At 56.0% G+C, this 25,799-nt stretch carries 23 protein-coding genes; 15 read left to right on the top strand and 8 right to left on the bottom strand.

From position 1 onward, the window contains the following. Positions 1-41: 41 nt before the first annotated feature. Positions 42-305 (bottom strand): AbrB/MazE/SpoVT family DNA-binding domain-containing protein, encoded by a 264-nt coding sequence (locus tag HBUT_RS01195; RefSeq protein WP_011821418.1) that lies wholly within the window; start codon positions 303-305, stop codon positions 42-44. Between the two features lie 172 nt (positions 306-477). Continuing rightward, the gene (locus HBUT_RS01190) at positions 478-1,176 is read right to left on the bottom strand and encodes a peroxiredoxin (protein WP_011821417.1); all 699 of its coding nucleotides are present in this window, start codon (positions 1,174-1,176) and stop codon (positions 478-480) included. A gap of 235 nt (positions 1,177-1,411) precedes the next feature. Between HBUT_RS01190 and HBUT_RS09420 the strand changes: the two genes are divergently transcribed. The 4 genes from HBUT_RS09420 (at position 1,412) to HBUT_RS01175 (ending at position 5,093) form a co-directional block, all read left to right on the top strand. Continuing rightward, positions 1,412-1,561, top strand: a complete 150-nt coding sequence (locus HBUT_RS09420) for a hypothetical protein (RefSeq protein WP_153801348.1) — start codon at positions 1,412-1,414, stop codon at positions 1,559-1,561. 89 nt (positions 1,562-1,650) lie between these two features. Beyond that, positions 1,651-2,436, top strand: a complete 786-nt coding sequence (locus tag HBUT_RS01185) for a polysaccharide deacetylase family protein (protein WP_011821416.1) — start codon at positions 1,651-1,653, stop codon at positions 2,434-2,436. Between the two features lie 207 nt (positions 2,437-2,643). Then, the gene (locus HBUT_RS01180; protein ID WP_011821415.1) at positions 2,644-4,236 is read left to right on the top strand and encodes a sodium-dependent transporter; all 1,593 of its coding nucleotides are present in this window, start codon (positions 2,644-2,646) and stop codon (positions 4,234-4,236) included. 131 nt (positions 4,237-4,367) lie between these two features. Next, a complete protein-coding gene (locus tag HBUT_RS01175) occupies positions 4,368-5,093 on the top strand; it encodes a hypothetical protein (RefSeq protein WP_011821414.1) in 726 nt (241 codons plus the stop codon). Here the strand turns inward: HBUT_RS01175 and HBUT_RS01170 are convergent. Continuing rightward, positions 5,090-6,196 (bottom strand): aminotransferase class V-fold PLP-dependent enzyme, encoded by a 1,107-nt coding sequence (locus HBUT_RS01170; protein ID WP_011821413.1) that lies wholly within the window; start codon positions 6,194-6,196, stop codon positions 5,090-5,092. The genes HBUT_RS01175 and HBUT_RS01170 overlap by 4 nt on opposite strands. 234 nt (positions 6,197-6,430) lie before the next feature. Further along, positions 6,431-7,168 carry an MBL fold metallo-hydrolase gene (locus HBUT_RS01165; protein ID WP_011821412.1) on the bottom strand — a complete coding sequence of 246 codons (738 nt, stop codon included), beginning with the start codon at positions 7,166-7,168 and terminating at the stop codon, positions 6,431-6,433. A gap of 865 nt (positions 7,169-8,033) precedes the next feature. Here HBUT_RS01165 and HBUT_RS01160 point away from each other — a divergent pair. Then, positions 8,034-8,384, top strand: coding sequence for a hypothetical protein (locus HBUT_RS01160; protein WP_011821411.1), 351 nt, complete (start codon positions 8,034-8,036; stop codon positions 8,382-8,384). A gap of 64 nt (positions 8,385-8,448) precedes the next feature. Further along, positions 8,449-9,933 (top strand): B12-binding domain-containing radical SAM protein, encoded by a 1,485-nt coding sequence (locus HBUT_RS01155; protein ID WP_048061647.1) that lies wholly within the window; start codon positions 8,449-8,451, stop codon positions 9,931-9,933. Here the strand turns inward: HBUT_RS01155 and HBUT_RS01150 are convergent. After that, positions 9,910-10,950 (bottom strand): fumarylacetoacetate hydrolase family protein, encoded by a 1,041-nt coding sequence (locus tag HBUT_RS01150; RefSeq protein WP_153801347.1) that lies wholly within the window; start codon positions 10,948-10,950, stop codon positions 9,910-9,912. The genes HBUT_RS01155 and HBUT_RS01150 overlap by 24 nt on opposite strands. Positions 10,951-11,158: 208 nt before the next feature. Between HBUT_RS01150 and HBUT_RS01145 the strand changes: the two genes are divergently transcribed. Continuing rightward, a complete protein-coding gene (locus tag HBUT_RS01145) occupies positions 11,159-11,500 on the top strand; it encodes a hypothetical protein (RefSeq protein ID WP_011821408.1) in 342 nt (113 codons plus the stop codon). A gap of 110 nt (positions 11,501-11,610) precedes the next feature. On the opposite strand, the gene HBUT_RS01140 is transcribed toward HBUT_RS01145, so the two are convergent. Continuing rightward, positions 11,611-11,775, bottom strand: coding sequence for a hypothetical protein (locus tag HBUT_RS01140; protein ID WP_153801346.1), 165 nt, complete (start codon positions 11,773-11,775; stop codon positions 11,611-11,613). 274 nt (positions 11,776-12,049) lie between these two features. Further along, the gene (locus HBUT_RS01135) at positions 12,050-12,289 is read right to left on the bottom strand and encodes a winged helix-turn-helix domain-containing protein (protein WP_083756248.1); all 240 of its coding nucleotides are present in this window, start codon (positions 12,287-12,289) and stop codon (positions 12,050-12,052) included. A gap of 288 nt (positions 12,290-12,577) precedes the next feature. Here HBUT_RS01135 and rgy point away from each other — a divergent pair, with 288 nt between their 5' ends. The 3 genes from rgy (at position 12,578) to ilvA (ending at position 18,780) form a co-directional block, all read left to right on the top strand. Beyond that, positions 12,578-16,819, top strand: a complete 4,242-nt coding sequence (gene rgy / locus HBUT_RS01130) for a reverse gyrase (protein WP_011821407.1) — start codon at positions 12,578-12,580, stop codon at positions 16,817-16,819. Between the two features lie 307 nt (positions 16,820-17,126). Beyond that, positions 17,127-17,528, top strand: coding sequence for a RidA family protein (locus HBUT_RS01125; protein WP_011821406.1), 402 nt, complete (start codon positions 17,127-17,129; stop codon positions 17,526-17,528). After that, on the top strand, positions 17,521-18,780 hold the full coding sequence (gene ilvA / locus HBUT_RS01120) for a threonine ammonia-lyase (protein ID WP_011821405.1): 1,260 nt from the start codon (positions 17,521-17,523) through the stop codon (positions 18,778-18,780). Before HBUT_RS01125 ends, ilvA begins: the two co-directional genes overlap by 8 nt. Here the strand turns inward: ilvA and HBUT_RS01115 are convergent. Further along, positions 18,777-19,898: a TIGR04084 family radical SAM/SPASM domain-containing protein gene (locus tag HBUT_RS01115; RefSeq protein WP_011821404.1), complete on the bottom strand. Its 1,122-nt coding sequence runs from the start codon at positions 19,896-19,898 to the stop codon at positions 18,777-18,779. The genes ilvA and HBUT_RS01115 overlap by 4 nt on opposite strands. Before the next feature lie 136 nt (positions 19,899-20,034). Here HBUT_RS01115 and HBUT_RS08795 point away from each other — a divergent pair, with 136 nt between their 5' ends. From HBUT_RS08795 to HBUT_RS01090, 5 genes are all read left to right on the top strand, one after another. Beyond that, a complete protein-coding gene (locus HBUT_RS08795) occupies positions 20,035-20,457 on the top strand; it encodes an archaellin/type IV pilin N-terminal domain-containing protein (protein ID WP_153801345.1) in 423 nt (140 codons plus the stop codon). 209 nt (positions 20,458-20,666) lie between these two features. After that, positions 20,667-22,289 carry a type II/IV secretion system ATPase subunit gene (locus tag HBUT_RS01105; protein ID WP_011821402.1) on the top strand — a complete coding sequence of 541 codons (1,623 nt, stop codon included), beginning with the start codon at positions 20,667-20,669 and terminating at the stop codon, positions 22,287-22,289. A gap of 12 nt (positions 22,290-22,301) precedes the next feature. After that, a complete protein-coding gene (locus HBUT_RS01100; protein WP_228546771.1) occupies positions 22,302-23,144 on the top strand; it encodes a type II secretion system F family protein in 843 nt (280 codons plus the stop codon). 15 nt (positions 23,145-23,159) lie between these two features. Beyond that, a complete protein-coding gene (locus HBUT_RS01095; protein ID WP_011821400.1) occupies positions 23,160-24,053 on the top strand; it encodes a type II secretion system F family protein in 894 nt (297 codons plus the stop codon). Between the two features lie 111 nt (positions 24,054-24,164). Continuing rightward, positions 24,165-25,658: a DUF7125 family protein gene (locus HBUT_RS01090; protein WP_011821399.1), complete on the top strand. Its 1,494-nt coding sequence runs from the start codon at positions 24,165-24,167 to the stop codon at positions 25,656-25,658. The last annotated feature ends 141 nt before the right edge of the window (positions 25,659-25,799 follow it).

The raw sequence follows: 25,799 nt of genomic DNA, 5'->3' as shown, positions 1-25,799 counted from the left end.
CTCTGGGTGGCCGCCAAGCCAGTAGACGAACACGTTAATATCTACGTATCTCCTAGCCATGCCTTAACCACAGCCTCCGCTACAGCTTCATCAACATCCCGTGGCCACTGCTTAGCGGGGAAGGCACCGTAAAACCGTTCTGCAACCCCTGCCTCCACCTCTAGTATAATACGCTTAGACTCCTCGTCGATGAAGAGCCTTAGCTTAGACCACTCTCGTAGGCCAAGCCTCCTCCTAACCTCGAGGGGTAGCGTGACCCTACCCTTACCATCGACCCTAACGATTGTAGCCCCACTACTAGACACAAGCCACCAAGTGGATGGAGTGGGATAGGGTCTGTATAAACCTAGCCAGCCCGGAGCGTGCATGCTTAGCCTAGTGGGGTGGGAGTCGTAGAGCATGCGGGTGCGGTATGGAAGTAGTGGCGGTTAAAAAATAGCGATTTAACCAGCTTCATTATGGGATTGAAGGTGTTTACTAGCAGTTAGCAACGCGCTTGAGGAACTTCCTGGCTAGCTCCTTCTCCTCGGCTGTTGCCTTGTCCTCGTAGCAGAACCACCAGTCGAAGCACTTGAACTTCTTTAGTCTCTCCTCGGCCTCCTGTACCGTAGCTGCAGGCGGTACTATCAAGTTGTCGCCGATTAGCTCGTTGTTTGGCCAGTTTGCCGGGATGGCGCGGCCGTACTTGTCGCTTATCTGGAGGCTCTCTATCAGCCTCAATATCTCGTCAATGTTTCTGCCAACCTCTTGCGGGTAGTAGAGGATAGCTCTCACAACACCCTTATCGTCTACCACGAATACAGCGCGTACGGTTGCCGTGCTGCTCTGAGCATGTAGGAGCCCTAGCTTCTTTGCAACCTCGCCGGTTGGATCGGCGATTATCGGGAATGGTATTTCCACGCCTAGCTTCTCCTTGATCCACTCAGCCCACTTAATGTGGCTGAAGGTGCTGTCAACGCTTAAGCCGATGAGTTCTGTGTTGAGCTTCTTGAAGTCCTCGTACCTCTTGGCAAAAGCTACGAACTCTGTGGTGCAGACCGGCGTGAAGTCTGCTGGATGGCTAAATAACACGAACCACTTACCCCTAAAATGGTCTGGCAGCTTTATCTTGCCATGGGTTGTCATTACCTCGATTTCTGGGAACTTCTCTCCAATGGATGGAGCTTGTAGAGGCATAACTCGTACACCCCGAACCTTCTCTCCGATTTTGCTACTAGTAAGAAATTGCTTCTGGTTTTTATGTCTATTGGCCCTGAAACATGGGTGGAAGACTATAACCGGAACAGCCTACACAACTCCTCATTACCATATGTTAATTAGCCCCTATACCAGCTATAATGTTCTAGGGGTGCCAGCTCTCCGCCGCTGCTCTGAGGTGGGAAGCTATGGCTCTACGCCTTGTTGCTAGGGGTTGGGATGTATAGTTGCCCGGCGCAGCTTAGCCCTAATACTCGCAGGCCTCTTCATCTACAAGGCTGCCAAGGAGTTCAGCCTCGACCCCCTATGGGCCCTAATATACGTCCTTGTAGGACTCGAGTATCTCATCGACACTAGAAGCTAGCATAGACACTGCAGCAACGAGCCGTGACCGCTATGGCATTACACCCTTAGCTCCCAGCCGTGGAGGTGTATTCTAGCGGTTGACCGGGCTTGTTCCGGCCCCCCGCCGGGTACGGGTTTGTCCTATTCCTCAGCTTTGACCTCGACGTTGACAGTGCTGAGGCCTGGAAAGGTGCTGATCCAGTGGCACGTAGCCGTGGAAGGTTTGCGGAGAGGAGAGGGCTCTGGCGAGTCCTGGAGGTCCTCGAAGCCCACGGTGTTAGGGCTACCTTCTTTGTACCAGGCTGGGTCGCCCGCCGCTACCCCCACCTTGTGAGAGCCCTTGTCGAACGTGGCCACGAGGTCGCAGGACACGGCTATATGCATGAGAGGCTCGACGAAATATCATCGCGTAGCGCTGAAGAGCAGGTATTCGCCTCTATGGAGGAGGCTTTAGCCGGTATAGTCGGCCGCAAGCCACGTGGGTTCCGAGCCCCCTACTGGAGGTGGAGCCCCTGGACCCTAGAGCTGCTCAGGAGCCGGGGCTACCTCTACGATAGCAGCCTCATGGACGACGAGGAGCCATACATCCTCGGCAAGGGGCTTGTAGAGCTACCCGTCGACTGGAGGCTTGACGACTGGCCATATCTGGAGTACCATCGGTCCCTCACGCCACGGGAGCTACTGGAGATGTGGCTAGACGAGATGAGATATGCAGCTAGGAGGCACAGCTACCTCTCATTGACGATGCACCCTCAATGCATAGGACGCGGGGCAAGGATACGGGTTCTCGAAGCAGTACTCCGGGAGGCCAAGAGGCTCGGAGCATGGATACCACTTGGGAGCGAGCTTGCAGAATACGTTCTCAAGGCTGTCACGGAAAGAACATCTGCATGATCCCCTGCAATATAGTGCGGGTAAGAACAATAATTATAGGCTGGTGCGTGTGGTTACACCCGACATTCTATAATTTACGATAATACCCTGCACAAAGTGCCTCTATACGGGCCAGCTAATATTGCAAGACAGGTTTCCACAATTTGCTACTCGCCGGGTAAGATTTTTTTCAGCTATGGCTCCCACACTATTAACGGTGATAGACTAGTGACTGTCCGAACGAGGGAATACTGGGCGACAAGGATAGGCCTCATCCTAGCAATGGCAGGTAATGCTATCGGCCTAGGCAACTTCCTAAGATTCCCTGGCAAGGCTGCCGCCTACGGTGGCGGCGCCTACCTCATACCATACTTCATAGCCCTTGTACTCCTAGGCATCCCACTAATGTTCGTAGAGTGGACCCTCGGCCGGCACGGCGGCCTACATGGCCATGGCTACCTAACCCCAATGCTCTACATAGTCTCAAGGAATAGGCTCACAAAGAAGAATGCAGCAGCGTTTGCAATCATAGGTGGCACCATAGCATTCCTAACTGGCGTAATGATCACGGGCTACTACACCAATATCATAGGCTGGATGGGCTACTATGCAACGGCAGCAATTAGCGGCAAGTTTGCCGAGCTGACAGACGCCACCAAGGCCAAAACGTTCTTCATAGACTTCCTAACGGATCCAGCTAGAAATGTGCCGGCGTGGTTCATCTCCCTACTAGTAATTACACTAATTGTATCCAGGAGGGTCAGACGCGGCATTGAGATTGCAGCAAAGATAATGATGCCAATACTGTTTATTGAGGCTGTAATCCTAGCAACGGTCTCGCTAACCCTTGGCGCTCCTGTAAAGCCGGAATGGTCCACGCTTAAGGGCTTTGAGTGGCTCTGGACCCCGAACTTTGAGAAGCTAAAGGACCCTGCAACATTCATTGAGGGTGCTGGCCAGATCTTCTTCACGCTAAGCATCGGTATCGGTGGCATCATACCAAACTACGCTAGCTATCTGCGCAGGGAGGACGATCTACCACTATCAGCCCTAACTACCACCTCCCTCAACGAGTTCGCCGAGGTAGTACTCGGAGGCAGCATCGTGATACCATTACTGTACGCGTTTGGAGGCCCAAGCATCATACAGGACATCGCTGCAGGCAAGCTCTCAATATTCCTTGCGTCAATGGTTGCCCTGCCACCACTATTCAACCACCTAGGAGGCCTTGGTGCCCTGGCAGGCTTCCTCTGGTACTCGCTGCTATGGTTTGCCGGTATAACAAGCGCCATTGCGATAGTTAACGTTCTAACTTCGATGTTCGAGGAGGATTACGGCATCGCGAGAAGGTATAGTGCATGGATAGCCTTCATGATGGTATTCATAACCGGCGTATTCGTAAACATTGAGGGCGCCATGAAGACTGACCAGCTGACGGACTACCTCGATCTCGTAGACTTCTACGCCGGTAGCCTGCTGCTGCTAGTGGTAGCACTATTCGAGGTCGTAGCTGCCCTGTGGCTGTGGGGCATTGAGGAGAGCTACAGGGAGCTGCATAATGGTGCCTACATTACCGTGCCGAAGTGGTACTGGAAGTACGTTGTCGGCATTATCACACCAATCTACCTGATAATAATGCTGGCATGGTTCCTGGCAACAGGTACCGAATCCGCTGCCGCCAAGCCAGAGAACATCTTCGGCTGGATAGGCGTTGCGATGATGGTGATAATGTTCCTAATAGGCCTAGCTCTCAACTATAAGGCCCTCTATAAGAGGTATGGTGAGGAAATTAGGAGGGGGGTGAGTCCACGTGAAGGCTAGCGCGCTAGGCCTTCGTAGCATTTGGCTGGGGCGTAGTATTCCTACTAATAACCCTCGTAGCATATAAGTGGATGACTGTTAGGCGCCAACGGTAAGTGCTTGTTACCAGTCTACCGGGGCGTGCTGATGCGTTGCAGTCGGCTGAGGAGCTACGGAGGTTGCTAGAGAAGCTTGACCGCATAGAGAGACTGGCATCGTCCCGTCTCGATGGTCGTGCGAAGGAGAGGGCGCTGAGGGAGGTTGAGAGAGCACGCAGCGCTGTGCAGAAGGTGCTGGGGGAGCTGCGGATAGACCAGTACGATCTAGCTGTAGCGCTGAATAAGAGTGCCGATAGTGTGTTAAGAACGTTTTCAAGGCTTGACCCGTCTGATCGTGGGGCGGTTGAGGAGGCTGTTTGGCGCCTGCATGTTTTTTCCAACTATGTAGCCGCTTCATACTACGACTTCTCCTCAAGGCTTACCCATGTGCGCCGGGCCTACAGACTCTATGTCCTTGCAGCCGTGCTAGCCATGATACTTACCCCCATATTCCTCCGCGCCGGCTTCCTCATGCTTGGCATCTACGTGTTTGCACTCCTCGTTTCGATCCACGCGTTTCGCTCCCGGAGGAAGCTCGGCCCCCTCATAGCTGCCGCGCTACTCCCCCTCATACTGTTCATTTCGATTATCGGGTTGCGCTATGCCGTGTACGCGTTGACTACACCATCAGAGATCGAGAGGATTATAGAGGTTGCCGGGTTTAGCATGCAGACAGCCTATGTAGTGGTCGGAGCTATACTCGCCGTCTCTGCTGCTGCACTCGTGTTAGCCGTCTACTCCATGTACGTGATATATCGTAGCATGGACGCCTTTGTCTAGGCTACCGCCTCCGCTATCTCCTCCACGTCTCCGGGCTCGTGGCACCACTTTGCTACGTAGCGCAGTATGCCGGGAAGCCTGGAGGGGTAGAGTATCCAGCCTCTCCTTCTCAGCCTCTTCAACGCCCCCTCCACACTTGGGGGCCGAAAGGCCACGAGAGGCGTATCGAGAGGCGACAACAACTCTACACCCCGCTGCTCGAGGATGGATGCCAGCTTCGAGGCTAGCCTGTAGAGGTATCTTGCTAGCTCTCCAACGCCACTGGCTCCTAGTGCCCTAAGGGCTGCATAGGCTGCTGCTAGGCCCGATGCTGGCCGGGTCCAGAGTAGCGTCTCCTGCCTCCCCAAGGGCATGTAGGGCGCGGGGAACACTATGTAGTCCCTAAGCTCCGCTGTGTTTGATACAAGTATGGAGGATGGCGGAGGTGCTACGTGCTTGTGGAAGTCTATCCCGGCTAGGGCGGGGCCGCCACGGGGCAATACTGTCTCGGTGCTCCCCAACCCTAGGAGTGGTAGGCCGCCAAAAGCAGCGTCCACATACACTACTGCACCATGCTCCCAGGCAAGCTTGGCCACATCCCTAACTGGATCCACAGCACCGTTATCAGTGACACCTGCTGTCGCAACGATAGCAGCAACATTCTGAACTCCCCTCAACGTCTTCTCCAGGGCGTAGAGGTCTATCCTCAGCCTAGAGTCCACCTGCACAAGCTTAACCTCCATGCCCAGGACACGGGCAGCCTTTAGCACGGATGCATGGGCAGCACTAGACGCTACAACCACCCTGCCCCGCGTATACTCTCTCGCAATGTAGAGACCCGTCAATACTGCCTCGCTGCCACCACTTACAGCAACGAGCCAGCGATGACCAAGCCTGAGTTCCTCGAGGACCCTAGAAATACCCTCCAGGAGCTTTGTCACACTAGGCCACGAAGCAGGATCGTTAAGATTCACATCTGCATAGAGGCTGTAAGCCCTACGTGCAACAGGCAAAGGTTCTGCAACAGTGCTACCTGCAACACGGCACGGACTAGGTTCTCCAGCACGCAGCTCCCCCAGCTCCCTTGCTACCTCCTCCCAACTGCCCCCACGCAGCCACTCCAAAGCTAAACCCCCCAGTAGCCCATAGTAGTCTTTGGGGTAAGAGGCCTCTCCACAGCTTGCTACGTATGGAACACTACAGCTTGTTGAGCTAGTCCACTGGAACACCATTTCCGGAGAGCAATGTGCTAGTATTTGTGACACAGAAATCCAAGGACACATACAACGAATGATTGTCTCGGCTCTAGCTGCAGTGGACTGGAACGGCTTCCGTATGGTGTTTACGCTAGGCTCGCACTAGATGCTGAGGACGAGCCCGTCGGAGGCGGCTATGACTCTGCGTGGGAGCCCATGCCGCCTTATGTCTTCGAGGCTTTCTCTGGTGAGGTGTGTTAGCACTAGTAGTGCTTCGCTCCTCATCTGGTCGCGGTATGCTGCTGCCTCATCCACAGTGTGGTGCCCGGTCTCCCTTGCCTTGACCTCCATCCCTCGAGGCATAGAGGCCTCAACCACGAGGAGATCAGTCCTCGATGCTAGTTCTCGGAGTTTCCCCGTTGGCCCTGTATCGCCACTGTAGACAAGCGTCGACCCGTCAACAATTACTTCAACAGTGTAGGCTGGGAGTGTATGCACGGCCTCGTAGACCCGGATCAGCATCCCGTCAAGCTCTAGGCCCCCGCTGGCTGGTATGCTGCGGGCTCCCACCTCGCCGCGTAGCCTGCCAGGCAGCGTCTCTATGACTGATGACAACTGATCCCTCACCTTCTCCCCCGCTAGCAGCGTTGGAGGCTGGCTGCAGCCCTCCACACTGTAGCGGACAGCGTAATCGAACAAGCCGCTCCAATGGTCCATGTGGAGGTGACTTATGTAGATGTAGTCCACGTCACAGGCGCTGTAGCCCAGCTCGTAGAGCCTCTCCACGCAGCCCGGCCCAACATCGAGGAGGAGCCTAGCATCCCCCGTGTCAACCAGGATACAGTTCTTAGCTCGGCCCGGAACCCCTCCGGCGCCCGCAGTACCGATGAACCAGATCATCAACTGAGACCACCCAGCGAGGATAAGCCGAGAGGGCAACGGTGAGGAGGAGAATATATGGATGAACGCTGGCGATACAGACCCTCGATAGTGTAGTAAATCCTAATCAGAAACTTCGGCTTCCCCAACACAATATCATTACCATACATAACTAGCTTCAACACATCGCAATCCCCGATACCTAGCCTCCCTCAAACCTCCCTGGGTATAGTAGTGATGTAGCTTTTCCCCAGCTCTGACCCGTAAATGCTGAACAAGCCTTAGGGCCTGCACCGTACTGCGGATAATGGCTAACATGCATGGTATACCCGCCCATATGTTCGGTCTGATCATTCCAATAATACTGACACACCACATAGTCAGCTGAGCTGGGTTACCGTCTAGACGCAAAGGGGAAGGATAAGAGGTCCGTCAGTGATTAGCCCCACAAGCTATACGATGGAGGGATTCTGCTTGCTGGTATGGCACTGCCGTTCTTAACACCATGCCTATACCGTATCGCAGCTGGGATGGTTTATGTACTATACAGCCGTGTTGAAGGTTGAAGTATGGTAGTGCATTAGCTATGCCTTCCACTAGGACACCAGGTATGGATCACAGTATTCCGCATGGAGCCCCTATGGATGCAGCCACGAGCTAAACGGTGGAACGGGCCCACCGCTGACAAGTATATGTAAGGGAAGCCTATCTCTCCATTCACTAATAACGTGGCATAGCGGGGCCTGGCGCTGAGTGGTTCTACCGCTCGGGTATCGATGGATTTTCTGTGTACACTGGTTAGGCAGTCGTATCTAGGCTTGGGGTCAGCGTCTAAGCACTTATAATGCCGGTTAACAATACTATAGTATGGGTGAATGCGGGTCTCATGAGTTTCCAGAGCGGCCGTGGTGTCAGGAGGATAGTGCTTGTGCTCGGCGGGGGCCGCGGTATTGTGCAGCAGGTGCTCGCCCTTATGGCGAGGGAAGCTGCAAGGGGCTACCGTGGGTTTGAGCTGCACGTGTTCACAACTCGCCCCAGGCCGGACTACATGGAGACTGTCCGGGGGATAATACTGAACAATATCGCGTATAGCCTTCGCGTCTGGTATCATGGCGCTGACACGGTGAAGCTTAGGGAGATCGTTGCGAGCCCAGATACGGCTGTGGTTGTTGACGAGACTGCGGATGAGGAGCTGAAGCAGGCGGCAATGGAGGCTGTGGGTGTGACGCAGGGCTAGGAGACGCGGGCCAAGGTGGTGGGTCGTGGGTGGTTATGAGGTTGTAATTACGACCGACCGTACCATGATGTCCAACCACCATGGCAAGGAGTTTATCGGGTTTATGGCCACGGGGCCGCCTATCGGGGTGCCAGAGCGTGTTTGGATGTGGGTGGCAGCACCTAAGATAAGAGTTGATAGTGAGGGGAGACCATGGCAAGCGCCATATGGGCTCAGGAAGATCGAGGCTAAGCTGCAAGAGGCGGGGTTCAAAGCTGCTATCATCGATCCGGACCACCTCCATAAGCACCTTGACACGATGAAGGTGCTGCTGATAGGGCACCATGACTTCTTCGCCTTGGGGCCGCCGAGCAGCGAGTGGTGGATGATAACTGGCAAGGAGCCCGTTAACCGGAGGAGCTTCCGCCGCCTAATGGAGAGCCCCGCAGTGAGGAAGGCGCGGGAGAAGGGTGTACGCATTATTGTTGGCGGGCCAGCTGCATGGCAGTGGCTGTGGGAGCTAGAGTACTGGAAGAAATGGGGTGTCGATACGGTGATAGACGGAGAGGCTGAGAGGGTGATAGTAGATGTTGTCGATAAGGCGCTGAAAGGCGAACCGCTCCCCGACTACATCTACGTTGGGCCTGGCGAGTCGCCAAGCATCGAGGAGATACCCGTGATAAGGGGGGCTAGTGTTAACGGTCTCGTCGAGATAATGAGAGGGTGCCCGAGGGGCTGCAAGTTCTGCAGCGTAACGCTGAGGCCGCTACGCTTCATACCGCTGGAGAAGATAAAGGCTGAGATAGAGGTGAATAAGAGGCACGGCGTACGAGACGTGATATACCACAGCGAGGACGTGCTGCTGTATGGTGCTGATGGCGTCAAGCCGCGGCCGGAGCCGCTGCTAAAACTGCACGAGCTATGGTACCGTGCCACCGACGGCACCCTGGCGTGGAGCCATGCAAGCCTAGCAGCGGTCAAGTACGCGGAGGAGAACTACAAGCTCATCTCCAGGATCATGGGGGACTACGTGCTCCGGCGGGAACGGTTCCTAGGCGTGGAGGTCGGGATTGAGACTCTGAGCGTGAACCTAGCCAGGAAGGTTATGCCCGCGAAGGCTGCTCCCTACCCTGCGGAGAAGTGGCCGGAGATAGTTGAGGATGCCTTCGCTATAATGCACGACAACTGGATAATACCAGCTGGCACCATCATACTTGGTCTCCCAGGGGAGACCCCGGACGACGTGATGAAGACCGCTGAGGGCCTAGACCGGCTCCGCCCGTACCGCAGCCTTATCGTGCCAATGTTCTTTGTGCCCATGGGCGTGTTTAAGAATAGGGACTGGTTCCAGCGGAAGCTGCTAAAGCCCGAGCATCTGGAGGTCATGCTGAAGACTCTCGAGCACAGCCTCTACTGGGCCGAGGAGATGATCTCGAAGCTCTACCTGCGGGGCGTCGAGTACATACCGCTAAAACTCGGGCTTAAAGCCGTCATAGCCTACATAAAGTGGAAGACACGGAGACTCATGCCGAAGATTAAGGCCCGGCTAGAGGCCGCCATGAGGGCATAGCTCCTCGTCGAGAACCACTCTGTTCTCGATACAGCCTATCCCCCGGGCGCACGCCCTCATAACGGAGCCCGGCTCCGGGGTCTTCGCCGGTTTTCCGTCCGGCATCGTTCCGGCAGGCGTTCCAGTGCAGATTATGTCGCCCGGCACGAGTAGGGCTGACGTGCTAGCTACTGAAACTATGTCCCAGACGCTATGAACCATGTCGCCCGTGTTGCCACGTCTCGCCACGATACCATCAACCACGAGCTCTAGCTCAGTGTCGCCGATGCTAACCATGTGGCGTGGCACGATTATCGGGCCGGTGGGGGCGTAGGTGTCGTGGCTCTTAGCCCTCCACCACTGGCTTATACCCAGCTCCCTCTGCTCAAGCCTGGAAGTCACATCGTTAAGCACCATGAAGCCCCATACCACGTCAGGGGCCTCGCTTGGAGGTATACTGCGGGCAGGTATACCTATAACCGCTGCTAGCTCAACCTCCCCGTCAAGCTTCAAGCCAACAGAGTGCACCACCACGGGGTCGCCGGGGCCCACAATGCTGTTGCCGGTCTTGACGAATAGGTTAGGGGTTCCCGGCAGCTCGACACCACTCTCCCTCGCATGAGCCCGGTAGTTTACGCCGATACAGATAATCTTCTCCGGCTTATCCACTGGGGCCAGGAGCCGGACAGCGCTCAGCGGCAAGCCCCTATCGCTCGAGGAGACCACGCGTGCGAGGCCCTCAAGCTCCTCAGGGCCAACCTCAAGCATAACCTCCCTGACGTCACTATAGCCCCACTCGCCTAGCCCATATACCCTCCCGCGATAAACCAGCACAGGCTCAGCCACACCGCCAGGCAGAACTGCCCTACCAAGCCCCAGCACAGCCTCAACAGTAAAGCCCGGCCCGCTGATAGCCACGAGCCAGGGCACCCAGATAAGGGAGGCCGATGATACCATGTTCAGCCTAGCCCTACGCCGCCAATGGCTAGCCCTAAACCTGGCAAGTAACACCAAGACTGTAAACTGGAGGCATAACAACTAGCTGAGCCCCAAGCCCCCCAACGTATCCCGTGCACTCACGTATGAAGCCTAAACCAGGGACGAAAAGACGCATAGTCAGCGCCGTCCCCGGCAAGGCCCGCAGTAGAAGAGCCCGCCTCAAACTCCACACATCTGGCGCACCATGCAGTTTAATACCATACCAGCTTGCCGCGTCGAGAGAGCAGAGGCGCCGCGGTGCAATGACATGACCGTAGATCTGCGTGTATGTGATGAGCGTGAGGTATGGTTTGAAAAGCCGGAGCGCATCGTCGAGTACATACTTGAGGCGTTGTCTAAGCGTGGCTGCGAAGCTAGGGTGACACACCGGGACGAGACAGGAGAGGTTAGAGCCAGCGCCAGATGCGGCGACTGTACGTTGTCGCTACACGCTGTATACATGGGTGAGATGCCGTTTAGGCTTGGCAAGCTCTCGGAACTAGCAAGCAGTAGAGGGTATGGGGTGGTGAAACTCGTTATACATGCCACCACCAACTGTAGAACCATCTGCGAGAGCTTAGAGCTACTACTTCTCCGTGGCGGCGGCTAGCCTTGGAGAACTTGTCTAACCTACACCAACAAAGCAGGCGCCCTGAAAAGCAACAGCAACACTAAATAATGAACGCATGGGTTATGAGCAGCAGAGATGCCCTCGCCGTTTTACTGTTTCTTTTCCTCCCTTAGCCTTTCAATTTCCCGTCTTAGCTCTCTCAGTTCTCTCCGTAGCTCCTCGGCTTCACTATGATGCTCGCTCCGACCCATGTTAGTGACAAACTTCGCTATGACATATACCACGGCGACTATTATCGCAATCCACAGTATCATCCATAGTACGCCCATAAACGGGCCTACACTAAACCATCCCCAACCCCATCACCAACCACAAAACGGGCACCACATTACCTAATCACACTCCTCTTCCTACAATCTTCTATGCCGCAAATATCGGTTAATATTATGTTCTCCCAATGCATACAGTATGCGGCGCAGAGACGAGAGCATACTACGTACAATTCCAGGGTAGGTGTCGGGTTTTCCCGCAAGAGCGTCAAAGTACAGCTGGTCTTTCTCAAGATCATGTATGTCGTTATCCTTGGCTTTACAGTTCGAGGCCAAAGTCTCTCAGTACGTCTCTAAGTCTCCTAAGCTCTCTTAGCAGCTGTATACCGCGAGAAGTTATTGTTACTGTCACTTTACCATGCTGGTTGTTTTCATTGAGCTCAATTAGCCCTTTATCCTCGAGTTCTCTAAGGAGGGCTTTGAGTCTGTCATACGGCATATTGGCTAGTGTTGCAAGCCTAGTAGGGTTTATGGGGCCCTTAGCAACGGTCTCTAGGATGTCGAGTCTCTAGCTTACTCCTCCTGGGCACTTCCTGACACCGCTGCCGCATAATAAACCGACATCAACGTGGCCGCGGGTGAGCTTGCTATCAGCCTTGTTCTCAGCGTCCAGCCCCATGCTCTCCTCGTAGCCTTACTCTTGTGGTGTCGGTGTTAGCCTCGGCTGTAGGTGGGGTGGGGGTTAAACACTGGGGCACGTGTGGTAGCAAGGCTTTCGGAGCTTGCACTGGTCTAGAGTTTAAATCTAGGCTCATGAGCCGGGGGATGCTCGGGGGTATGTTTAGAGTTGAAGAATTACGGGGGCGGGGCAGCCGCTAGGGGTGTCTACCTATACTCCTGCCCGAACTGCGGCGGCCCCGTGGGCGATGATAGGCTCTCACTGGGGCTTCCATGCCCCAAGTGTCTGCCCGAGAGGACCCCCGCGGAGTCCGTCCTAGACGTCGCCGAGGCTCTTGAGAAGCTTGGGAGGCTAAGGCGTGGAAGCGAGCTGGAGTACTATGCCCGTGTCGAGAGGGAGGCAAGGGAGGCTGAGGCGCTTTTTGAGAAGGCTACGGGCTCTCGTCTCTGGAGCGCGCAGAGGACATGGGTTAAGCGTGTGCTTAAGGGTAAGAGCTTCGCCGCCATAGCGCCGACCGGCGTGGGCAAGACAACGTTTGGCGTGTTGATGGCCGTCTATTTTGCCTGGCGGGGCGAGAAGAGCTACATAGTCGTGCCTACAACGCCCCTGGTCAGGATGGTTGAGGAGAAGGCTCTCAAGCTAGCCGATGCCGCTGGGGTGCCCGCCCGGATAATTGCGCTCCACGGTAGGCTTCCGCAGAAGGTCAAGAAGGAGCTTACGATGAGGGTTGAGGAGGGCGACTTTGACATACTGATAACTACGAGCCAGTACATGATAAGGAATGCTGAGTGGCTCGCCGGGCTCCGAAAGAGGTGGGGTAAGGGGTTCCGCTTCGTATTCGTAGACGACGTGGACGCTGTTCTGAAGAGCGGGAAGAGCGTAGATGCAGTGCTACGTGTCGTGGGGTTTACCCCGGAAGAGGTTGAGCTCGGCTGGAAGCTGCTCCAGCTCCAGCGGCAGCTCGTAGTGGCTAGCCGTAGGGCGCAGGAGCAGTTCCTGAAGGAGCTGGCGAGGCTACGGCAGCAGGCCCGTAGGAAGGGGAAGAGGCTGTCAGCCGAGGAGGTGAGGAGGCTCCGGAGGAGAATATTCGAGGAGAGGCTGGGTAGGCTCTACGAGGAGCTGAGGAGGGTCGAGGAGAGGCTGGCCGAGGCCCGGCGGAGGGCTGCAGTGCTAGTGGTTAGTAGTGCTACGGGGCGGCCGAGAGGTAGCCGTGTCCGGCTCTTCCAGGCACTCCTGGGCTTCCAGGCTGGCTCCGCGGGGGAGGCCATTAGGAACATTGTCGACGCCTACACCTACCCCGGCCCCGAGGGCATAGAGGCTAAGGTGCTGGAACTCGTTAAGAGGCTCGGCGACGGAGGCCTAGTCTACGTCCCCCTCGACAAGGGCGCAGAGTACGCTGAGCGGCTCGCCGAGTACCTCCGCGAGCACGGCATCGCGGCGGAGGCGTTTACCTCGAGGAACCAGGCAGCCCTCGACAGGTTCCGTGCCGGTGAAACAAAGGTACTCGTGGGGGTAGCCGTCTACTACGGCGTGGCTGTCCGCGGGCTCGACCTCCCAGAGAGGATACGCTACGCTGTCTTCGCCGGGGTGCCCCGGCTAAAGTTCAGCGCAAGGTTCGAGGACCCGCACCCCGTCTCTATACTCCGCGCCCTCGCTGTACTAGCCGAGCACGCACCTAGGGATGTAGCGGACCGGGCCCAGGCGCTGCTGGGTAGGCTCCGCGCAATCGTGAGGAGGCTGAGCCAGGCGGCTCTCGCGAAGATTGCCGAGGAGCTGCGCTCCGAGACCCCAGCATCGGAGTACACTAGGGCCTTCGTGGAGGCTCTAGAGTGGCTCCGCGGGGTGCTGCGCCGGGAGGATGTGTGGGAGGCCCTGGAGGCTGCCGACGACATAGCAGTGGTTAGGGAGGACGGGAGGGCCTACATACTGGTCCCCGACGTGGCGACCTACATTCAGGCCTCGGGGAGGACTAGCAGGCTCTTCGCTGGCGGAATAACGAGGGGCCTCAGCGTAGTAGTCGTGGATGACGAGAGGCTCCTAAACGGGCTAATGAGGAGGACGCGGTGGCTGGTGGAGGCTGAGTGGAAGAGGTTCGAGGAGCTGGATCTTCCGAGGCTCCTCAGGGAGATAGACGAGGACCGCGAGAGGGTACGAGCGATAATCGAGGGCAGGGTTAAGCCTGAGTTCATGGAGCTCGTGAAGACCGCGCTGCTGATAGTTGAGAGCCCCAACAAGGCACGCACAATAGCAAGCTTCTTCGGTAGGCCCTCGGCGAGGCAGATAGGCCCCCTACGCGTCTACGAGGTTTCAACCGGCGACTACGTCCTCCTCGTAGCTGCTAGTGGCGGCCACGTCTATGACCTGGTAAAGCCCTCCACGCCCAAGGAAACGGTTAGCCCGGACTGGCTCCTAGACCAGCTCAGCGGCAGTGTTGAGGGCTACAACTGGGATACAGCCAGGAATATTCACGGCGTACTAGCTGCTGAGGGGGGCGAGAGGCGCTTCCTGCCGGTCTACGCGCCGCTAGCCCGCTGCCTGGCCTGCGGTCACCAGTGGACGATAAGCCCCGAGGACTACAACCCCGCTGAGGGGCGTGGAGAGCTACGCTGCCCAATCTGTGGCTCCCCGCTGGTGAAGAGCAGCTGGGACATTGTGGAGGCGCTGCGCGACATAGCCACCGAGGTCGACGTGGTGCTAGTGGGCACCGACCCGGACACCGAGGGCGAGAAGATCGGCTGGGACATAGCCAGCCTGATAAGGCCTGCTGCGAGGAGCATTGTGAGGATAGAGTTCCACGAGATAACCAGGAAGGCCATAGTCGAGGCCCTCCACAGCCTACGGGACTTCGACCAGAGGCTGGTTGAGGCACAGATCGTCCGGAGGGTTGAGGACCGCTGGATAGGCTTCACACTGTCGCCGATACTATGGACAAAGTTCTGGCCATGGTACTGTAGCTGGAGGCTCAAACGACGCCTAGTCCAGGGCAGGAGGATGAAGAACCTGCAGACAGCCCTCAACGCGATGGAGAGGCTTGCAAGCCTCGCCGAGGAGTGCCGCAGGCCAAACTACAACCTCAGCGCTGGCCGCGTGCAGACACCTGTTCTGGGCTGGATAGTAGAACACACTATTGGCAGTAAGTACCTCCGCATACCACTCTATAGGCTCCAGCTAGAACACAATGGCTCGAGGCTAGAGGTGGATGTTAGGGGCGACGAGGTTAGCGAGGAGATTAGGAGGGCGCTAGAGGAGACCCATAGGAGGCTCGAGGAGGCGCTAAAGAGCCACAACGTGCTGGAGGCGCTGGAGGAGCTTGAGAAGCTGCGTAGGAGCAAGAGGAGAGTCATACTCGCTGTTAACCAGGCCCTGAGGGAGGGAGGGGCTGTAAAGGCCAGGGTCTCCAAGGTTGAGGAGTGGGAGGAGGAGCTCAAGCCACTACCACCATTCACCACGGACGCCATGCTCGCAGAGGCTGCTGCGAGGCTGGGCATACCCGCACCGGAGGCCATGAGGCTGGCGCAGGACCTCTTCGAGCTGGGTCTCATAACATACCACCGTACCGACAGCACAAGGGTCAGCGATGCAGGCATAGCCGTTGCAAGGGACTACCTGAGGTACCGGTATGGCGAGGAGAAGCTCAGCGAGGTGTTCCAGCCTAGGCGCTGGGGCACCGGTGGAGCACACGAGGCGATAAGGCCTACAAGACCCATTGACGCTGAGACCCTGCGGAGACTCGTGGAGGAGGGTGCGCTACAGCTAGCAAGGCCCCTCACGAGCAGGCACTACCGGCTATACGACCTCATCTTCCGCAGGTTCATGGCGAGCCAGATGAAGCCAGCCAGGGTCAGAAAGCAGAAGGCTGTGGTAGAGCTGGAGTTCAGCATACCCGGCGAGAAGCCCGTAAGGATCGTCAGGGAGGTCGAGAAGACCGTTGAGATACTAGAGCCGGGCTGGCTCGACATATACCCGGTCGTCCGCACCGAGCAGCGCCTAGTCGAGGGAGACTACCGGATGGCAGGGATATCTACGAGGGTGTGGAGCCCTGTGCAGCTCCTAACACAAGCGGATGTTGTCAGGATGATGAAGGAGAGGGGTATAGGAAGGCCGAGCACCTATGCAAAGATAATCGATACACTGCAAAGGAGAGCCTATGTCGTAACATCGCCTAGAAGGGGGACAATGATAGCTACGAGCAGAGGCATAGGAGTCTACGACTTCCTAATGAAGAGGTTTGGAAGCCTAGTATCAGAGGAGACCACCAGAAAACTCCAAGAGATCATGGACCGTATAGAGGAGGGCCTAGCAAACTACGAGGACGTCCTAAGCCAGGTCTTGGAGGAGCTGCGGGGAGCACTAGAGAAGCCAGAAAGCGGGCTAACAGGAGACGAGGCTAGGAAGCTACTACCAGTCTAGTGTTATCTGCATCCACTCTTCACAACCAACACCATAGAGCAGCCCTGAACCACAGATAGTCTAATACCCACAATATCTTCCGAGATCCCCCCGCAGCATTAGTTTCCACAGGAGCATATAGAGCTCCCCGGGTACATAGGCGGCGCGGAGGGCATGTGGAGAAGCTGCTCCCCGAGGTACTACTAGGTGTGCCGTTACTACACGCTGCATTGGCTTCTGACACGCCTTTCTTGGTGTCCCGGTTGTGGGAACCTCATACGTTAAGATTCTTAGTGCTGAAACCATCACTACCGCGTGGTGAGGCTGTGTGGCGTCCAAGCAGGTTGTACGTACTGACAAGGCTCCCGCACCTGTTGGGCCTTATAGCCAGGCTATCCTTGCTGGTGGCTGGCTCTTCATCTCCGGTCAAATACCGATTGACCCCTCCACCGGGGAGATGGTTGAGGGGAGTTTCGAGGAGAAAGTGCGCCGCGTCCTAGAGAACATTAAGGCTATTGTTGAGGCTGCGGGGGGTTCGCTGGACGACATTGTTAAGGTGACCGTGTACCTCCGCGACATAAGCAGGTTCGCCGAGTTCAACAAGATCTATAGCGAGTACTTTAGGGAGAACCCTCCGGCAAGGGTCGTGGTTGAGGTTTCCAATTTGCCGAAGAATGCGGAGCTAGAGGTTGAGGCCATAGCCTACCTGGGTGACGGGAAGCGTGGCTGAAGCAGTCCCGAGCGATACGCGTGAGCTTGTGAGGCTCGTCTACGAGGAGTCGCTGAAGGCTCGGGAGATAGTGTCGCAGTATGCTCACCATACGCCTCTCGATCCCAGCGCCACGTTTAGCAGGCTCACCCGCGCAAGAGTCTACCTGAAGTATGAGAACCTCCAGAAAACGGGGAGCTTCAAGATACGTGGCGCTCTATATAAGATATACAGCATCAAGAACGAGGCCAGGGGTGTTGTAGCAGCATCTGCTGGGAATCACGCGCAGGGCGTGGCCTATGCAGCCTCTGTCTTTGGGCTACCAGCTGTCATAGTTATGCCGGAGACTGCCAGCATAGCTAAGGTCGAGGCTACAAAGGGGTATGGGGCCGAGGTGGTGCTCTACGGGAGGGTTTTCGACGACGCAGAGGCTAAGGCGTTGGAGATAGCTCGAGAGAGAGGATACACGTTCATCCCCGCGTTCGACGACGTGAAGATAATAGCCGGGCAGGGCACGATAGCCCACGAACTCATCCAGGACCTAGGCGACTTCGACGCTGTAGTGGTGCCCGTCGGTGGCGGCGGCCTTATCTCCGGTATAGCCTCGGTGCTTAAGACGGTTAAGCCCGGCATAAAGGTCTATGGCGTGGAGCCAGAGAATGCCCCGAAGTTTACCAAGTCCCTGGAGGCTGGGAGACCGGTCCGGGTCGAGATTAGGCCAACAATAGCTGATGGGCTCGCCGTGAAAAGGCCTGGGGATATAACGTTCCGCATCGTCCGGGAGCTGGTAGATGATATCGTCACTGTTAGTGAGGAGGAGATAGCACACGCGATATACATGCTCCTGGAGAGGGGTAAGGTGCTGGCAGAGGGCGCAGGCGCCGCCGCGCTAGCAGCGCTGCTCACTGGTAAGCTGCCGGTTGAGGGGAGGAAGGTTGTAGCCATAGTCTCGGGCGGCAATATAGACCTCACAGCGCTCTACCGCGTGCTCATCCGCGGCCTGGCAGCTAGCGGGAGGATAGTCACGCTGGAGGGCTACGTGCCGGACATCCCTGGCACCCTGGCAGACGTAGCAGCTGTGATAGCGAGGCACCGGGGCAACATACTCGAGGTGGTTCATGACCGCAGCGACCTGGGAGCGCCAGCATGGCATACACGGCTCCGGGTAACACTGGAGGTTCCGGGGCCAGCTGAGGCCGAGGCATTGCTCAACGAGCTGGCGGAGAGGGGGTACAGGCTTAGGTTGAAGGGGCAGAAGCCCGAAGCCCCCTAGGGTATAACCTCGGTGGACTCTAGCTCCGGGGTGTAGGAGAGGTAAGCCAGGTCGATCTCGCCCCTCTCCACGGCTTTCTCAACCGCCGGGACAACCTCCTCCAAAACTATGTCTATTGTCCTCCTCGTAACCCAGTCAAGCTCCTCTAGCAGCCTCCCCGGCCAATAGCTTGACTCAACCTGGGCGTAGAGGCAGCGCCCCCCGCAGAGAGGATAGTAGCTGCACAACCGGCACCTCTCCGGCACAAAGCTCTCAGGCAACACCCTGCCCCTCCACGTATCCAGAGTACCCAGCACAGCCCATTCCTCCCTCACCGCTATAGGGCAGGCAACAATCCTCCCGTCAGTTAGCACAGCCACAGCTGTACGTCCAGCACCACAGGGGTACCAGCGGAAGCCCCCATTGTACAGTGCTGATACGATACCGTGAAAGGGTACTATTCTGTGGAGCCGGGCCCGGGGACGCGCCGCAACCCAGCGGGCGAGCCTACGGAGCCCCGGCAGGTAGCTCTCCCGGGCCCACGCACCGAGCCGCCACGGGGGACTCCACACCGCGTCGAGCTGCCAGTGAACCTTGTCGAAGCCAAGGCCCCGGAGGAGATGCATAACGTCACGGTAAATGCTTATCTCACGGTGCACAGCCATCCTCGCGACAATTGTTGCGGGACCACCCAGCCTCTCCCGCAGCCTCTGGAGCCGGCGAAGCGCAGAGACAACCCTCGAATAGACACCAGGGCCGCGCCACCGATCCGTAACACCCTCCACACCATCAACACTGAGGAGGACAGTGGTAAACCGGGCCCAGTACTCATCGCCAAGCCTATTGTGAAGAATAGCATTGGTCTGTATCCCGAACACAGCATGGGGCAGAGCATCCATAACCTCTCTGATAAAGCCCGGATTCAGCAGCGGCTCACCACCATAAAAGAACACGACCGGCCTAGAATCAACACGCTCGATAAGCTCTACAAGCTCCTCAACACGGTACCGCGGCCACGGCGGCACGATATCCGGCGGAAACCCGCCACCACAGTAGCGGCACCGCAGGTTACACAGTCCCGTCGTAAACACGAACCAGAGCAACCCGGTCCCAAACCCTCCAACCCAGGCCTCTAGCACGACCGAAACCCAGATGCTACCTAGTCACCACTTAGCCACTACGCACCAGCCGAGCTAACGTTTAAAAACAGCCCAAACATTCATACACTATTCGAGCACACTGTAGAATAAAGCCAAGGTGCCAGAGGGGGTCTACATGCGCATGCGCGCAGTCTCCCCAGTCGTGGCAACAGCACTGCTAATAATCATAGCCGTAGCCACCGCCGTAGTGCTATACCTATGGGTAAGCGGCATGGTATCCAGCACACCAACAAGCCAAACCAAGCTGCAGGAAGCAATAAGAATAGAGGCAGTAGATGTTACAAATAAACAAATAACAGCAGTCTACATTAGGAATGTTGGCGACGTACCAGCAACCATCGATGCGATATACGTTATCGATGCAACAACAGGTCAAGTCATCAACAGCGCGAATAACATTGGTGCAACAATAAACCCCGGTAACCTCTACCTATACACGTATGACGTACCAGTAGATGTCTCGCAGTACACTAGTGTAATCGTAAAGGCCGTAACGTCCAATGGTATTGAGGCTACATACCTAGTCGTTGTTAGGTGATAAGAGTTAAGAAGATGGTCATAAACTCGAAAGACAAGGCATACTTTTTTAAGAAACGCTAAAATATCTGTCTCTGACCTACTCCTTAGTCCATATTAGTGTAACATATATTATCAAATAACTGTAAACGGTGAGTACTTCGTACTCGGTGGTGAGTATACATAGTTAAAAGTTGTAATATCAATCTGGCCGTGTAGGGTTGTTGATGCATGGCTGCCCGGCATGAAGGTAGAGCAGGCGTCAACAACGATAGAATCGATGCTGCCTTAGAGAATATTGATAGCGTGGGGGGTACAGGTGAAAAGCTACGTATTCTTAGGGAGTATAGTTTACTCGAAGAGCCTCGTGTTGCCGTCTCTATTGTCGAGGATGAGGATGGTAGGAGGTTCTATAACGTCTTTGAGCCTAAGCTAAGCGATATTGGTCGAAGGATTCTCGACCGGCTGCGTAGCAAGATTATTGGTGATCTTCGGCTTTTGAAGCTTTTCTCGGAGCTGACTGATCTTGGTGAGGGTTTGAGGGAGGCTTACCGGCTTGCCCGTCGGCTGGTGATGTGGCATCGTAAGGAGCTGAGGAAGCTTAGGCGTGACCCGGAGCAGGAGGCGCTTGGTGTTGCCTACTATATTGCGCGGGACCTGGTTGGCTATGGTCGTATCGACCCGCTGATAAGGGATCCCTACATCGAGGATATCTCGTGTAACGGGCTCCTATCCCCCGTATTCGTCTACCACACAGAGTTCGAGTGGCTCACGACTGGTATCACGTTTGAGAGCACTGAGGAGCTAGAGCATGTTGTTATGAAGCTTGCGCTCCGCAGTGGTCAGGAGCCCAGCCTTGCCCGGCCCGTTGTTGAGGGTGTATTGAAGCCTGAGGGTTACCGTGTCCACATAGTGCTTGATGTTGTCTCTAGGCGTGGCCACAGCTTTACGGTGCGTAAGTTCCGCGCCGAGCCGTTCACGATAACCGAGCTTATCCGCCGCGGCACACTAGACCCCGGCGTGGCTGCTATGCTGTGGGCTGCGATACAGTACAAGCAGGGCGTTATCATCTACGGGCCCATTGGTGCTGGCAAGACGACACTGCTCAACGCGCTGGCTATGCTGTTGCCGCCGGAGTACAAGGTAGTCACGATCGAGGATACGCCCGAGATCAGCATACCTTTCCACGATAACTGGACCGCTATGCATACGAGGCTCTCCGACCAGCCTGGCGTGCAGAATATTACGTTGCAGGCGCAGGTCGAGAGCGCGCTACGCATGAGGCCGGACGTGATAATATTGGGTGAGATTCGTAGCAGGGAGGCCTACGCGTTCTTCCAGGCTCTCGCCACGGGCCACGGTGGCATAACAACCGTGCATGCTGAATCGGCGGACGTGCTTATCCGGAGGCTCGCCAGCCCGCCTATGAACGTGCCTAAGAGCATTATTGCTGCTGCCAAGCTCTACGTGCATATGCTCCGTATCGAGAGGAGGGGCCATGTCTACCGTAAGGTTATAAAGGTAGATGAGGCGAGGGACTACGATCCCGTCCGGGACGAGGTTGAGATAGGTAGGCTTATCGTCTGGGATAGCCATAATGATGTGTGGAGGCTCGTGGTTGAGGAGAGCAGCTTTGTTAACGCTATCGCTGACCTATTGCTGGCTAAGCCTAGTGAGGTGTGGAAAGATATAGAGATGAGGGCTACGGTGCTTAAATGGGCTGCTGAGCGTGGTGCCGACGTGCTGGAACTGCACGAGATTGTGCGTAGGTACATGAGGGAGCCCGAGAAGGTGTATGTGGAGGCGCTCTCGGAGACCAAGCCCTACACGTTCGCCGCCGGCCTGGGTGTCTAGGCCTTGAGTGTTGTGGAGGCTTTTGCAGCGCTAGGCGAGAAGCTGGATCCGCTGCTGAGGTACCACGTTGTCGGAAGCGGCATAGCATCGAGCTTCGAGAGGTACGTGGTGCTATTCCTAGCTGCAACTGTTGCTGTAGTCTTCCTCGCCGGTATATTGCCAGCAGTAATGCTTTACATCCAGGGGTTCCCAGCCATCATAGCGGCAGTCTTCGGGGCTGGAGGAGCGCTCATAGCATTCATAGTTATGCTAGCTATCTACATAGCATTGCCGATGCTTGCTGCGCGTAACAGGGGCCAGAAGCTGGAGGCCCGCTTCCTCCTCTTCGCCCAGGCGCTCGCAACAAGGCTCCTAGCAGGTGCAGGGCTCATTGAGACCTTTGAAAGGATGTACCGGGAGGATCTCCGCGAGCTTAAGGAGTTCTCGATAGAGCTAGAGTATATAGTGTCGGGCATAAGGGCTGGAATACCGGTAGACCGTGTCCTGGAGGAGGCCTCCAAGCTCACTCCATCGCCTAGCCTCCACAGCCTACTCGCAGGCCTCTCCGCAGCTGCCCGCACCGGCTCGGGTCTACGGGAGGTTGTGGATGCAGCCATATCCGAGTATCTTAGCACGCAGGAGACAGAGATCGACCGGCTCACCAATAGCCTCGGCGCCCTACTAGAGTTCTACATGGCTGCGGCAGTGATGCTACCCGTATCCATAGGTGTGGTTGGTCTCCTACTGGTATTCCAGCAAGTAGCGGGGCTCAGCTTCGACGCTATACTCTTCCTCACGACATTCATAGGTATACCCGTGACTGTGGCCGTAGTCGTTATCATGGCGGACATGATAGTGTCCAGGCTAAGGATCTAGGGGAGGGCCGGTACCTTGGCTAGGCTGGCAGCGATTGTCACGGTGATCCTCTCAATTGTTTCTGTTGGCGCGTGGCTAGCCGGCTACCCCCACATGGCTAATGTGCTTGCGTCATTCTTCGGACTCGACTGGGTTAAGCCATACCATACCGTCAAGTTTGTCTACTTTGTCCCGGTCATAGCTGACCGTGGCACAATGATAATGATTAGCGGCGCCATAGTAGCCGCCATGGTGCCAGTGTACTTCTACGCAAGACAACGCTATACCGAGCTGAGGATGTTTGAGGAGCAGCTCATAGAGTTCCTACTCATTCTCCCAGGCATGCTTGCTGCCAGCCCCTCGACAGCCGACGCGCTGCTCCGTACTGCGCGGATGCTCAGACCTCCGTTTAACAGCTATGTGGAGCGCATGGCCAGGATCTACGCCTCAACCGGCGACCTGGAGAGAGCGTTCAACGAGGCGTTCACCGCTGCTCCGAGCAAGGTGCGTATACTGGCTAGGAGCGTGGTAACAGCCGCAAAAACCGGCGGCCACATCCACATAGTACTCTCCAAGGTTGCAGCCTATGCTGACGCTTCACGGCGCCTCGTAGGGCTTGCCGAGGCCCGGCTCAGCGAGTACAAGATGATAGCTGGGCTTGCCGCCGTAGCCTACGCGCTAACCGCGGGCGTAACCGTTGCGCTCGTCGCCCAAGCTACAGCTGTACCGCTACCAGGCATGACCACTAGGATAGATACGGGCGTGCTTGCCGGACTATACTTCTACTCGCTCATAATGATTGTTGTCGCATCGTCGATAGTGATAGCACGTGTCGTCTACGGCTATATTGCGCTCGCCTCAAAGTATATTGCTATGCTGCTACCTCTAAGTCTAGCAGTTTACTTGGCAGCACCGATAATAATATTTTAGGTGCCCTGGCCCCGGGACCATCACCGGAGACACTGCTGGCTACCAAGAGAATACCATCATATAGCACCCAGCCACCACAATTACTAATAATACTGGGGAGAGTGTAGTATCTTGAGCATAGACGTGCGGCGGTTTTACACACCGAAGGTGCTGCCTGAAACAGTACCCTCAGGCATCGAGGGGCTAGACAAAATCCTCCTAGGCGGGTTCCCCCGCGGCGCTGTAGTCCTCCTAGCAGGCAATCCCGGCACTGGCAAGTCCACCTTCGCTGCAAGATTCGTCTACGAGGGCTGCCGGCGGGGCGAGAGGAGCATCTACCTGAACTTCGTGGAGCCGCGCCGCGACTTCTACGACCATATGACCATGCTGGGCATGGATTTCGAGGAGTGCGAGAGGAAGGGGCTATTCCACTACATGGAGGCTGTAACGATAGCTGACGAGGACGCGCTTATAACACAGCTTGAGGACCTGGTAAAGCTAGTCATGGAGACTAAGGCTAAGAGGGTGGCGATTGACAGTATAACAGCCATGCTACAGATAGTAAAGGTGCCGTCGAGGGTGAGGGAGCTACTCCAAAACATCTTCGTGAATGGGTTTAAGCCTCATCAGGTTACGACTGTGCTTATAGCAGAGCATCCCTATGGCGCTAAGGTCGTTGGCTACGGCATAGAGGAGTTCATTGTCGACGCAGTGTTCATACTGAAGTACCGGCTGTCACGTGGGAAGATACAGCGTGTGCTGGAGATAAGGAAGGCCAGGTGGGCACCGATACACCAGGCGGAGTTCCCGTTCCGGATAAAGCCCGGAATAGTGATAGATATCAGCTTGCCCGAGGAGCCGGAAGAAATTCCCCCACTAGACTATAGTAGGACGATAAGTCTCTGCGACACGCTCTTCCGGGTACACGGCCTAGTAGAGCTAGGCATAGGAGCTAAGGAGATTACAAGAGCGGCCTCTATATGCGACTATCTTCACATAGCCAAGGGGAGCCAGGTCCTTATAGGAGTTAGCCCTGTGATACACTCGACCCTAGTCCTAAGCACTATAGCCTCATCCCTCATGCTTATGGGGGAGGACATACTAATAGTCAGCTTTAAGAACAGCTCGAAATCCATAGCTGACATGCTTGAGTGTAGCCTCCGGGTCGTGGGTAGCCCCGATGAAAAGCCGCTACCAAACGTTGTATCGGTGAACCCTACAGTATATACGCTAGTAGAACTCATAGATCTTATTAGCAGCGCCATAGACCAGTTTAAGCCAAGCATACTCTTAGTAGATGGGCTCGAAGCAATAGAGGTTGTCGAGACGAGGAAGGAACGGTACTATGCGAGCCTCTACAACCTGCTGGTTAGGAGCAAGAAAAAAGGAGTAACCGGCTTCTACCTCTACAGCGTGCCCAGTCGCGTACAGCTCAAAGAGCTACCCGTAACACCGCTGTTCGAACTCTCGATATACATAGAGGCGAATCCGAGGAGCATAGTAGAGTATGAGTATGAGCCGCTAGGCTTAGAGACAAGTATGGAGGTCTACCACCCGCTAATACACGTCAAGATACCGGTAAGATTTAGAACCAATAACCTCCTCCAGTTCTGCACGAGGGTCTGAACAAGTGTAAATAAAACAGCAAAGGCTAGGGGTGGGAGAGGAGGGGCGCCTCCCAGTACAATATTACTTGTTACCACTGCGCCTGCCCAGGCCCAAGGGAATATAACCTGCACTCTAACCTGTTAACCCTCTAGCTTTTAC

Origin of the sequence: Hyperthermus butylicus DSM 5456 (genome assembly GCF_000015145.1) — an archaeon.
Classification (GTDB): domain Archaea; phylum Thermoproteota; class Thermoprotei_A; order Sulfolobales; family Pyrodictiaceae; genus Hyperthermus; species Hyperthermus butylicus.
The sequence above is the reverse complement of the archived record's forward strand: the minus strand, read 5'-3'. Positions and strand labels throughout refer to the sequence as shown.